Genomic DNA, 12,906 nt, shown 5'->3' on the forward strand with positions numbered 1-12,906 from the left:
GTTTGGTCTATCAATCTCGCGCTTTTTGGCGCGTTATCTGCCTATGGGCGCGTCCTCATCCCAATATCGTCTGCCCGATTATCGCGCAGCCGGACAAAAACAACAGCCCCAACACCACCCGCCGAAACATATCTTCGGACACGCCCACATAGGCCCTGATCCCGACAAACGCCCCAAACAGGCTAAATGGTACAGCAATCAGCGCATAGGGCAGCAATGCGGCATTGAACTTTCCCACAAATGCCATCGCAACGGCCGCAAAGCACAAAATGAGCAAGTTAAACGGCTGATACCGCGCCCGTTGCTCAGCAGAAGTCAACTTGTTCACCTGCAACCAAATTAGGGGCAAGACCCCCGACAAACCCGCAATGCCCCCAAGAATGCCGCCAACAAAGCCTACAGCTCTGTCAGCGATGCCATCCTTGTGCACCGGCAACTTCAGATCAGGCAAACCTCTGAATTGAATGACCGAATAGAACAATAGCAGGCACCCAATTGATGTTTTCACCGTGTCCGGATTAAGGATGGTCAATAACAGCGTACCAATGGGTACCCCAAACACGCCTCCCGAAATCAGATAGGTCGATTTCGACCAAGACAGCGTGCCCGCCAGCTTCCAAAGCCCGGCAAACTGCCCCACCAACGCGGCAATAATGATCAATGGCGGCACAATCTCGGGTGGCAACACCAGAAACCAGAACCCCGACGCAACAAGCGCCGTGCCAAACCCGGCAAAACCGTTCACAAACCCCGCCGTCAGTGCGCCAAGTGCCAGCAAAACGATCGTCTGAACATCCATGGCAGCACTTTCCATTGTGAACCGGCACAGCAAATCGCGCGCCTCTCGGGATAGAGAAGCTCATTTCGCGCCCTGTCAATGGTCTGCTTGACACCCCCGTGCCCAGTCCCTAAACACCCGCGCTCCGACACACTGGCAGGAGCTCCAGAATGGCCGACAGCACGCGCGCCCTTGGCATCGACTTTGGCACCTCCAACTCCGCCGCCGGATACCTTGACGGTGATCAGATCCGTCTGATCGGCTTTGGCGGTCAACCCACCCTGCCCACAACGTTTTTCTTCAATTTCGACACCCGCCAAACCCTGCTTGGCGAGCCCGCAAACCGCGCGCTTCTGGACGGCGAAGAGGGCCGCTTCATGCGCGCCCTGAAACGGGTGTTGGGCACCTCACTGATGCATGAAAAGCGCCAGATCCTGAACGAGCGTGTCACTTTTGTCGACATTATCGCGCGCTTTCTGAACCACATCAAAACCCGCGCTGAAGCCGAGACCGGACACAGGTTCACACATGCGCTCTCCGGCCGGCCCGTCGTCTTTCACGGCACCAACGATGCACGCGAACAACAGGCCGAAGACGACCTGCGCGCCTGTTATCTCGCCGCTGGTTTTACAGACGTAGAGTTCATGGCAGAGCCTCAGGCCGCAGCAATCGCCAGCGGTACCACCGGCAAACTGGACGAGATTGGCCTGATCGTGGATATCGGCGGCGGCACGTCCGACTTTTCCCTGTTTCGCAGCACTGATACCGGCATTGATATTCTCGCCAATCACGGCGTTCGCATTGGCGGCACCGATTTTGACCGCGCCCTCAGCTTTGCCCGCGTCATGCCGCTATTGGGGCGCGGCACTCACTTGCGTGACGCGTTCGGCCCCGGCACCAACCCCGCCCCCAACGCCATCTTCCTTGATCTCGCCACATGGGAGAAAATCCCCTTTCTCTACACCCAGCAGAACCGACGCAAAGTTGACGACATGCTGTCACTTGCCGAGGACCCCGGCAAGTTCTCGCGCCTCGCCTCGGTGCTTCAGGACGAGTTGGGCCATGAGGTGGCGTTTGAGGTGGAGCGCGGCAAAATCGCCGCCAACAACCATGACGCCAACGCTCAGATCGACCTCTCGGTGATCGAACGCGCCCTCTCATTGCCGCTGCACGCGAACGACTTGAACGCATTACTGACCGATCATGCCCAAAACCTGCACGACGGCATTGCAGAAACCTTGCGACTCGCCCAACTCTCCGGAGATCAGGTTAACCACGTGATCTATGTTGGCGGCTCCAGCCTGCTCTCCATGGTTTCCGCCACCGCCCGCGCCGCCCTGCCCAATGCCAGTCACAGCTTCTCCGAAGCCTTTACAGGCGTCGTCAACGGCCTCGCCCGTGCGTCCGCAACGCTGAACAACGACTAATATCCAATGGGCAGCAATTTCCGCTCCCTTGCATCGCCCCCACCGCATTGGCCTAACTTCATTGGGCTGCAAAATGAGAGCTGATGGACCAGATGAAGAAAGTGTTCATTGGCCATGTGTCGTGACGCGATGGGTCTCGACCTTTCTTAAATGAGAGCCTGCTTCGTCTTTGAAAAAACTGTCACGCGGCGGGCATCTGTTGCGTCGCACAATGGATCCCGCCACCGGACTCGCCTAACGGATCGACGTTCAGCATCACAATCTCTCGCCCAGGGTAGTGCCGCGACAAAGCCGCCCTTGCAATCTGGTCAGCCTCCGGATCGCCGAACTGGGCCGCGATAATCGCACCGTTGCACGCATAGTAATTGGCGTAAGACGCCACAAAATCAGAACTGTTCACCCGACGTATTTCAGGCTCTGGAATGACGTCTACTTCCAGACCCTCCGCGACAAGTATGTCATGGGTATCAAGCGCTGCGACGTGGAAGGGGTCGGTCATGTCCGGCTCGTCCGGCAGGTTGATCAACACACGCCTTGCCCCTGTAAATCGTGCAAGACTATCAATGTGGTAATCCGTAATGTCTTCTCCCCAAACACCTTCCGACCAGATTACGCGGTCCGCGCCATAAGCCGTCAACAACCGCGCCTCAATTTCACTGCGCGACAGGTTGGGGTTTCGGTTGTCATTCACCCAGCTGCTTTCATGCGCCATCAAGAGACCATGCCCATCGTGTTCGACACCGCCACCTTCACCGCGCAAACCTGATGACACCAACTCTAGCCCTAGCCGTTTCGCAACCCGCGCGGCAATCTGGCTGTCATGCCGGTGCATCTGCTTTTCGCCCCAACCGTTAAACTGAACGTGGGTAACCGCCAGTTTTCCTGCGCTATCAATTGCAAATATCGGCCCTGAATCCCGGCACCACAGGTCTTCGGTCGGAATGTCCCAAAGCTCAACATTGGCTGATAATCTTTCTCGCGCCCCTGAATGATGATTTGAATCAGCAAGCATCGCGACAGGCTCAAACTCAGCGATCGCATTGGCAATGTCAGCAATTGTCTGCTGCGTCATGTCCAGAAACACGCGGTCGCGATGCACCCGGCGACTGACCGGCCATTGCATAAACGTGCGCTGATGCGGCCCCTCCTCTCGGGGCACAAATAGACCAGTTTCAGCCTTGGCCGCTGAATTTTCAAACAAGCCGACGGCAGCGATTGCGCCACCGCTTGCTAACAAATCTCTACGGTTCATCGGCTATCCATCTGGGTCGGCCCGGATATTTCGAAACGATCTTTTCATGTCGTTTCAAAGTAACTAAAAATCCGCGAAAGTGGAAATTCCTGCTATGCGCCGCAGCACACCATGTCAGACCATGCATCTCTTTATGCCACGACCAACGTTAACAGCTAGTCAATCTTGGCGGATTGAGCCACGGCGCCGATAGCGCCGCAATCTTCCAATGCTGACCTACCACAGCCGCTTGGGTCCTTTAAGCGCGTTCCTAAACAGGCGGGCCGTTGGTTATCATGAGACATTTGCGCCAATCTTCGCGAATTCAAACCGAAGCCGGCTGATCGATATTGTTCATATTTGACACAACCCACTTTTAGGGCCCATGCTAAACGCGAAAAAACGAGCAGCAACAGGCCCTTGAATGACACGCTTCATCTTAATGACAACTGCCCTACTCACCTTAACGGCATGCGGCGGTGTGCCAATTGTTCCGCTGATCTGAAACGCGGCGTTTGGCTATTACCGCACCGACGCAATACTGACGTAATACCGACACGTTACCGACGTTGGATTTTCAGACCTTTTGCTGTGTATATTTGCGCAGCTCTGAGCGCGCCACCTGACGGCGATGCACCGCATCCGGTCCATCCGCCAGCCGCAAAGTGCGCACATGGGTCCAGGCTTGGGCCAATGGTGTATCCTGCGATATGCCAACCCCGCCATGCATCTGCACGGCCTCATCAATGATCTTGAGGGCGATATTTGGCGCGATCACTTTGATCTGGCTGATCCAAGGAGCCGCGGCCCGCGCGTCCCCCTGATCCATCATCCACGCCGTCTTGAGGCACAGCAATCGTGCCATCTCAATCTCCATCCGGGCATTGGCGATAATGTCATAATTTGCCCCCAGATGCGCGATGGGTTTCCCAAATGCCTCACGCTCAAGCGCCCGTTTACAAAGACTTTCCAGCGCTGCCTCCGCCTGACCAATGGCGCGCATACAATGGTGGATGCGCCCGGGTCCAAGCCGCCCTTGCGCAATTTCAAATCCGCGCCCCTCGCCCAACAACATGTTCTCTTTGGGCACGCGCACATCTGTAAACCGGATATGCATATGTCCGTGCGGCGCGTCGTCATGACCATAAACAGTCATAGGGCGCAAAATTTCGATTCCCGGCGAATCTGCGGCCACCACAATCATCGATTGGCGTTTATGCACCGGCAGATCATCACCACCGGTTTTGACCATGACAATATACACCTTACAGCGCGGATCACCCGCGCCAGAGATCCAATGCTTCTCGCCGTTCAACACATATGTGTCACCATCCGGTACGCAAGCCATTGAAATGTTTGTCGCATCTGAGCTGGCCACGTCCGGTTCCGTCATCAGATAGGCCGACCGAATATCGCCATTCAACAGGGGTTTCAGCCACGTTTCTTTGAGCGCATCCGACCCGTATCTCTCAAAAACATCCATGTTTCCGGTGTCTGGTGCCGAACAGTTGAACACTTCTGCGCCCAGCGGGGTCTTGCCCATTTCTTCGGCAAAAAAGGCATATTCGACAGTGGTCAACCCTTTGCCACGCGTGCTGTCGGTCAGCCAGAAATTCCAAAGGCCCCGGTCACGCGCCTTGGCCTTCAACCTTTCGAGTATCTCGGCCTGACGATCCGTATATTGCCAGCGATCCCCAATGCCGATCTCTGCTTGGTACTCCTCTTCCAGAGGCATAACCTCGTCACGGATCATTTCTTTGACCCGTTCCAACATCGCGTCCACTTCCGGTCGCATTCCTAGAAACATGCCAAAATCCTCCGCTAAAGCCGTTGTTTTCACAATGTCCTGACGCGACAGCGCTTGTCCATCTTCGTCAAGCAAAGTGACGTGGGGTTCTACAAACTTATTCGAGTGCATTTTTTTCCAAAAAACCGCATCCGAGGTCTTGCGCCCGCCCCGCACAGCTTGTAATCAGCCGCTCACTGCTGGGAAGTAGCTCAATTGGTAGAGCACCGGTTTTTGGTACCGTAGGTTGCAGGTTCGAGTCCTGCCTTCCCAGCCAGCAAATCCTTGAAGTTGAACGACTAAATGTTTTTGACGAAAGTGTCACATAAAGTCGATGCCTTCGATTTCCGGTCAGACGGTTTGTCCCCCAAACTGCATTGGTTTCGCCAAATCAAGGTAGCGGCGCACGAGCTTTGGCAGTTTTCGTGACTAGCTTTGGCAGAAAAATTTTTCAGGTTCGGGGTCAAAGCGTCAGGATTTTCCGTCTCATACAATCCGCATCCAACACCTCTTCGCAAAGCTTTGAACGGCGTCCCACAATCGCCCATGCTTTGCTAACGCAGCGAGTATCTTTTCTTCACGCTCCAGAACCATTCTCTCGAATACTGGCGCGGGCAATTCGTCTAACTGTTTGTGCAGCGAGCGCAGTCGCTTTTCAATCTGGATGGTAGTGTTCCACGATCCAAGGCAAGCAACGCCCCGGCCACATTTCGCACATCCTCGTTGGTCAAAATCAGTTTGAGCACTGCCAATTGCTGTTTCAACGATAGGAAACTAAGCGCCTTCAATTCCGCCTGTTTGCGAGCCTGTGACGTGCTTAGCAAATGTTCCCGCATATCCGGAGCTAAGCCCTCCCAAATAGCAACCGTCCGTCGCATGGTGCGCCGCGACAAACCCAGCGCTTCTGCGTTGGCCTTGGCAAATCCAAACACCTCATTCTGAGTTGTCAGATTTCGCCGACCAGAACCGGCTTTACGCCCCTTTTGACTTGATGCCTTTCCATGCGCGGTTTGGGGGTGTATTTCTTCCCAAGCCTGTTTCAATTCCCAAAGATGACGACACCGATCCAGCGCGCTCAATTCTTGACGCCCTAAGTTTTCCATGACCTCATCAAGTCGCGCATCCGCATCGGTTTCTGCGGTTTTAATGCGGCACGGGGTTTCCGCCCAACGCAAGCGGCGCAGTGCTGCCAAATGATGCCTTCCCGCCGCCAATCGAGAACGATCCCCAACCGGACGCACCAAAACCGGCTGATAGAGGCCGCGCGCCTTAATCTATCTTTGCCAACCCGGCGCGCCATTCTTGTCGAGCGCTGGCGCACGGTCCTGTGGGATGTCGATTTCTCTGCACCCGAAGAACCTTAGGTCCCCTCGAACGCGACCAGACGGCAAAGTTGTCTATCTGATTTTCCTGCGGCGCGGCAAGACGGCAAATTCAGTCTTGTTCAAAACGCGCCGTGGGTGATCACAGCGAGCCACCTGCGGGACTAGCAGGACCATCACAGGCCATCGTATGTGCAGACGAAACACAGATGTCGGGAAACCGCCACGGGGTCAAACGCGTTGGCGGGTTGACCCGTCAGCATACCCAACCCGCCAACACCCTTGCTCGTCTTCGCCAGATCGCTGCTGCAATTTGGGATCTTCTGGGCATCCAAAGTTGCCCAAGCCCAGCGCACGCTTGCCTGCTGCCCAACGGAGAGTGTGGCAATCGATTTAGAGCAGAACACAGGGCCATGCCCGGCGGAAATACCTCCGCCCACATCAAAATAGAAAGGAAGCTATTCCACGTGACAGAGCAAAAAAGGAGTAGCTGCGCATGAACGACCACTGGAACATGCCAAATTTCGATGACGTGCGTGATGCATTCCCGATCAAACAAGCAATTATCGACGAGTTCGGCCAATGCTTTTTGACGATTTGTGTGACGCTTGGGACCGGATGGAATTCTATTTTGCGCATCTCACAAAGATGCCTTCACAAGATCACTTGTTAGTTCAAGCATTTGGGCAAGGGAACGCATTTCGCCTGTTCGCACTGACTTACACTGCCCATTACTACATCCCGCCTTCCTAGAAAAATACCACGGAGAAGCCATTGACGCTCATGCGAGAGAAGAGCCTGTCCAATGGGCAAACCGCGCATCGGCTTGGGGTCAGCACCCACTACATTCGGAGCTTGATGGCACAAGCAGGCGTCAAAAATCCAAATCACAAATCGCGCAGTTTCCGAGACGTTTCTGCAAACGCGGAGAATGTACTCAATCATCCCCAACGCGCCCGCACCCCCAGATTGTGACTGCAAAGCGATCCTAACGTGAGGCTAACGACCCTTCTCGCCCTCACGGGCACATGGACCTTCAATTCATCCGAACGCACACCTAGGGTGCTCTGAGTGCCCCGAAAGGAAACACACTTGGCTCACCCCCATCACTCCGTTTTGACCCTCACCGCCGCAATGGCCGTAACCTGCGCGGAATAAGACCTGATCGGCTACGATAACGCGCCAATCAGCACCGAGGACCAGTCGGTAAGGGGTATCGCACGATGCGCCGCAACCGAAGTCGGGCTGGACATCGCCATCACCGCTTTAAGCGAGGATACGGCCAAGGCCGTCGGCGCCATCGCGGCGGACGACAAGCTTGTTTTAGCAAATGGCGTCGGTGTCAAAGCTGCGACAGGTGCAGAAGAAAACGTATTTGCACGCGCACTCACCGCAACGACCAACGGCGTTCACGTCAAAATACTCATCCACTAGTACATCCCGTTGTTCGCTTGAGGCTCCGCGTTATGCAAAAAAACTTTGTCAAAGTGTCAGGGAAACCGCGCCCGATTCAGGCTTCTAACCGAACGACAGCCCCGAAACACCGCGCTTTTGATCAAGTTCAATTGGGGGCGCAACTGCGGTTTTTTGCTTCCATCAAACTTCTCGCTGAACCACGTTAACAAAGGGGCACCCCATGTCTCTGAATTCTCAATCCGCCCGCGTTATCGACCCGGTTCTGACATCGGTCGCACAAGGGTACATTCTCCCGCAACGCATTGGGCACGTGTTGTTTCCCGCCATTCCCGTTCTCGCTTCTGGCGGAAAGGTGATCGAGTTCAGGCGCGAAAGCTTCGTCAATTACAAATCCCGCCGTGCACCCGGTGCAAGCGTGCAACGCATCCAGTTCGGCTATGAAGGCAAACCTTTTACTTTGCTCAACTTCGCACAGGATGCACCGGTGCCAAGTGAGTTCGTGCGTGTCACAAAAACCTTGCCCGGTGATGATCTTGGCAAACGCGCCGTCAACACCACCATGAACTCCCTGAACCTGACTTTTGAAATCGAGCAGGCGGAACTTGCAACCGATCCGGCCCACTTCAGAGCCATCAACAAACTTTTTCTGGCTTCACAAACACAATGCGACGATCCTGCGAGCGACCGAATTGAAGACGTTGAAGCCGCAACAGATCAGGTGCGAACCGCCTGCGGCACTGAACACAACCACATGGCGATTTGCTCTAAGGGTTTCAAAGCCCTGAAGCACTGCCCAAAGATCACTGAACGGTTCAAATACACCACATCCGAAGGCATCACTCCGGCCATGCAGGCCAGGTTGTTCGATTTGGTGCAACTTGGCGTCGGGCTTTCAGTTTGGAAACGTGCTTGGCGGATGACCTCCCCCTCGGTGCGGTGGACGTGACACCGGGTCACACTGATGTCAGCATTCCAGACAGATACACGTTTGATCCCTCTCAGAGAGACTTAGCCGCGCGGGCGCCTCGGGTCAGCCGAAAAACCCCCGTCAGTTTTGCCACTGCGCCGGGCATGATCCTAACATGAGAAGCTTAGGTTTACTGAGGCCACAAAGCCTAATCAGACGTCCGAGTTCGCAATTGCGCCTTCATCTCTCGGCGCGCGCCGTTGACCGTTAGAAATATGGCAAAAACGATTTCCGGACGAAACCCTCAAACTCAGACGCTCCGTCCGAGTTCCTTTCTGCCAGCTTCTGGACAAACGTCCGAGTTCACACCCCCGATCTCCGTTTTTCTCAAGTGTTATCAGTTGCATAAATATGTGTGATTGCGCTCCGAGTTTTGCAGGTTTCCGGCGGGCGAGTGTTAGGAAAACCGCCCGTTTTCGTACCCAATGTGCATTTCGCGTTCACGCCTCCCATCGTACACACCGCCTTTTCATATTTCCTTTTCAACACCCTACAATAACTCGGACGTCAAACCCCTTTTGACCAGAAGTTCGCCCCCCCTACACAGACAAGACTTTTCGATATTCAGTGTATCTGCTTCCTCGCACCACTCAAAATGCATATTCAGATCCGCCAGAACCTCTCGAAAGGCTAGTCCTTTCACCCAAAACGAAGGCGTCACCCCCACTCCGGGTATTCTGGAACCTCTTAATTGACCTTCATCAACCGTTTACGCCAATGCAAGCCTGACCGAACCAAAACATCATGTACCGGCTTGAGCGCAGAGGTATGGCATTCCTTCCGGCTCTCAATCGCGCTGCATTTTTGGTAAAGAGGACGGCCCCGATATGGACAACTTACTAAATGACACAGAAGAACGTCTAACATTCGAGCAATATTCAGTGTCCGATCACTGGGTCAGCAACGAAGGCGACGATGGCACTGCAAGCCTGTCCACATCTGTGGAAACCGTTTTGGGTGTACCCTATGAACTTGAATTCAATCTTGCGGCAAATCTCTCGGCAAGCGTTCAAAGTGTCTCCGTTGAAGTCTTTTTCAACGGAGAGAGCATCGGTGAATTTGTTCATGACGGCGGAGTGTTTGAAACTTATTCCTTTGATCTCACTGGTATTGGCGGCACCGCCCAACTCTCCTTTGAGATTTCGCATTCGTTGGACGGACCAAATGGCGCGATCAATGCGACCGGAGTGGTTCCAAGTATCTCTCAAGACATGCATTTCATGGGAGAAGACGTCACCGTAGATGCATTTGAGCCTGGTCAAAGTGCCATCTATCAGGTCCTCAATGGGCAACTGGTCAAGTTTGATCTGGACACAAATTCATATACCGAAGCGGAAGTACCTGCTGCGGTGAATGTGAACGCAATAGGGTTTTCAGCCGAAGACAACCTGATCTATGGAATTGCAAGATCAAATGGGGTGGACGCCACAGGCAACCCAATCGCCCGGAATGATGTTGTCGCCATTGACGCCAGAGGTGCGACTTATGCCGTCTCGAGGGGTGAGATGGGCTCTTATATCGGTGACGTCGACGACAACGGCAATCTCTGGACGTTCAGCGGAAATCTCCGGAGTGTGGTGGTCTATGACCTGTCAGAGTCGCACCCGGATGGGTCGCTGGTGCACCAGACACTTTCACTGCCTGCTGTTGGTCTGCCGACAAGTGGCCTAGCGGATTTGGCATTTCATGCATCGTCTCAAACGTTTTTTGGAGTGGCGCATTCTGGTTCCTTGGGACAACCTGGCACGCTGGTTTCCATCGACATCTCAGAAGTTGCTTTGGGCGGACAGCCTATCGTTACAACGCAAGTCATCTCAGGCATCATCGTTGATGGCGAAATCCGAGACGGCATTCCAACAGGCGCATTTGGTGCCACAATCGTTGACGGCGACGGTAACGTATACATCGGGGCGAATAACACCGACCACGATCTGGACAGCGCAACACCCCAATCCGGTGGTTTCTACCGCGTCGTTCCTGGAGCCGACGGCGGATTGTACATGGAGCTGCTAGCCGATGCGCCACGCGTTGGCAGCAATGATGGCGCAATGGACACGCGTGGTGTCGATCCGTTTTTAGGGATTGATTCATCGTCCACAGTCTTACTTCGCACTCCGGTGGTCTCCATAGCCGTTGCCGAAGACGACTTGGTTCGGCTGGCGGCAACAGGCGACGGGGAAACCATTGATTTGCTAGCGAATGACGATGTTTCTGAGGGTGAGACTCTGACATTGACGCACCTAAATGGCCAGGCCGTCACCATCGGAGACGAGATCACATTGGAAAACGGGGAGATCGTCACATATCTCGGAAATGGGTTGGTGTTCATCCTACCAAGCAGCGCACCCCGCGATGTCACGACCGAGTTGACTTATAATATCGTTAACCAAAGCGGGATTACGGATACTGCGACTCTAACAATAGAAACCTCGCCTGTGCAGGGCACCGCCGGCAATGATCATATGGTGGGATATGTCGACGCCGACGGCACCCAAATCGACGGATCAGACGGCGCCAACGACGTGATCCTTGGGTATGGTGGCAACGACAAGATCTTTGCAGGTGCGGGGAATGATATTGTCTATGGCGGGGTCGGCAACGACTTCATACGGGGACAATCTGGCGACGACATTATTTATGGCGAGGATGGTCGGGATGTCCTGGATGGTGGTTCAGGCAATGACATAATGTTCGGTGGAGCGGGCAACGACACCTATTTTGTGGACTCGCTTGGGGATCAAGTCTCAGAAGCGGGTGGCGATGGAGTTGATACCGTAAAATCCAGAGTGGATTTCACATTAGATGAGGGCTTGGAAAATCTCTGGCTCTTAAGGGGATCTGACGCAATATTTGGCACCGGAAATGCCGCGCGAAACATGATTGTTGGCAACGGCAATGACAACGTTCTAAGGGGCATGGCAGGCAACGACAATTTGATCGGTGGCTCGGGAAACGACACTCTTTACGGTGGAGATGACCACGACAAGCTGCATGGCGGGGACGGCGCGGACCTGCTTTTTGGAGATGCAGGCAACGACAAGTTGCACGGCGGCGCCGGCAACGATACAGCCCATGGTGGCGATGGCAATGATACCCTGTGCCCCGGTGACGGCGACGACGTGATGTATGGCGGGGACGGCAACGACCTGCTTTCCGGAAATGCCGGGGCAGATATTGCCTATGGCGGGCTTGGCAACGACACCTACAAAGTGACTGACGCGCTCGATACAATTGTCGAATATGCTGATGAAGGGCATGACGTTGTACATGCGTTTGCTGATTTCTCGCTGTCTGAACATGTTGAAGATCTTGTTTTCTTAGGATCCGGAGATCTCTCAGGCGCTGGAAATGACGACGCGAACCGATTGACTGGCAATACTGGCGACAACGTTCTTTCTGGCAACGGTGGCAATGATCACATCGATGGCGGCGCTGGCGATGACGTTGTTTCAGGCGACGATGGGGCTGACAAACTGTTAGGTCGGGCTGGCAATGACACACTATCCGGCGGCGGCGGCGACGACACGCTAGCTGGTGGAGACGGAGACGACGTCTTATCCGGCGGAATCGGACACGACTTCTTATGTGGAGATGCGGGCGCGGACACGTTTCAGTTCCAGTCAGGAGACGGAACTGACGAAATTCGCGCATTTGATATCGTTGAGGACACGGTCCACCTCTTTGATATTCAGGCAACTTCGGTTGCGTGGGCAGAGGATGCCCGAGGCACGCGCCTTGTCATTGATGCAGAGGACAGCATTCTGTTCTGTGGCTTGTCTTATGAACAGCTTCAGTCAGCCGACATTGTGTTCCTTTAGGCCAAATTTGAACGAACTCCGTCTAAGGCGCGAAAGCACGGCATGTGTGTCGACCGTTTAGGCTGGGGCGTCGCTACCCCCTACGCCCCAGCGCTTACTACTTTTGGATAGCGCAGGCTGCGCTTTTGCTCGTTCCAATCGGCCTATGCCTGAAACCCAAA

At 54.5% G+C, this 12,906-nt stretch carries 8 protein-coding genes and 1 tRNA gene; 4 read left to right on the forward strand and 5 right to left on the reverse strand.

What is annotated here, in order from left to right; all coding sequences use genetic code 11:
• Positions 1-55 precede the first annotated feature (55 nt).
• Positions 56-799, reverse strand: coding sequence for a sulfite exporter TauE/SafE family protein (locus tag CLV88_RS01900; protein WP_165798782.1), 744 nt, complete (start codon positions 797-799; stop codon positions 56-58).
• A gap of 149 nt (positions 800-948) precedes the next feature.
• Between CLV88_RS01900 and CLV88_RS01905 the strand changes: the two genes are divergently transcribed.
• Positions 949-2,205: an Hsp70 family protein gene (locus tag CLV88_RS01905; protein ID WP_106606671.1), complete on the forward strand. Its 1,257-nt coding sequence runs from the start codon at positions 949-951 to the stop codon at positions 2,203-2,205.
• A 181-nt stretch (positions 2,206-2,386) separates the two neighbouring features.
• Here the strand turns inward: CLV88_RS01905 and CLV88_RS01910 are convergent, their stop codons facing one another.
• Both CLV88_RS01910 and CLV88_RS01915 read right to left on the reverse strand, forming a co-directional pair.
• Positions 2,387-3,457, reverse strand: coding sequence for an agmatine deiminase family protein (locus CLV88_RS01910; RefSeq protein ID WP_106606672.1), 1,071 nt, complete (start codon positions 3,455-3,457; stop codon positions 2,387-2,389).
• A 556-nt stretch (positions 3,458-4,013) separates the two neighbouring features.
• Positions 4,014-5,243: an acyl-CoA dehydrogenase family protein gene (locus tag CLV88_RS01915; protein ID WP_106607054.1), complete on the reverse strand. Its 1,230-nt coding sequence runs from the start codon at positions 5,241-5,243 to the stop codon at positions 4,014-4,016.
• A 180-nt stretch (positions 5,244-5,423) separates the two neighbouring features.
• Between CLV88_RS01915 and CLV88_RS01920 the strand changes: the two genes are divergently transcribed.
• Positions 5,424-5,499, forward strand: a tRNA-Gln gene (locus CLV88_RS01920).
• A 346-nt stretch (positions 5,500-5,845) separates the two neighbouring features.
• Here the strand turns inward: CLV88_RS01920 and CLV88_RS01925 are convergent.
• Positions 5,846-6,496, reverse strand: a complete 651-nt coding sequence (locus CLV88_RS01925) for a ParB/RepB/Spo0J family partition protein (RefSeq protein WP_106606673.1) — start codon at positions 6,494-6,496, stop codon at positions 5,846-5,848.
• 1,217 nt (positions 6,497-7,713) lie between these two features.
• Entirely contained in the window at positions 7,714-7,935 is a 222-nt protein-coding gene (locus CLV88_RS22920; protein WP_165798784.1) for a hypothetical protein, read from the reverse strand.
• A gap of 245 nt (positions 7,936-8,180) precedes the next feature.
• On the opposite strand from CLV88_RS22920, the gene CLV88_RS01940 reads away from it, so the two are divergent.
• Both CLV88_RS01940 and CLV88_RS01945 read left to right on the forward strand, forming a co-directional pair.
• Entirely contained in the window at positions 8,181-8,906 is a 726-nt protein-coding gene (locus CLV88_RS01940) for a hypothetical protein (protein ID WP_106606676.1), read from the forward strand.
• Between the two features lie 848 nt (positions 8,907-9,754).
• Positions 9,755-12,745 (forward strand): calcium-binding protein, encoded by a 2,991-nt coding sequence (locus CLV88_RS01945; protein ID WP_106606677.1) that lies wholly within the window; start codon positions 9,755-9,757, stop codon positions 12,743-12,745.
• The last annotated feature ends 161 nt before the right edge of the window (positions 12,746-12,906 follow it).

It is taken from the genome of Shimia abyssi (genome assembly GCF_003014475.1).
Taxonomy (GTDB): Bacteria; Pseudomonadota; Alphaproteobacteria; order Rhodobacterales; family Rhodobacteraceae; genus Shimia; species Shimia abyssi.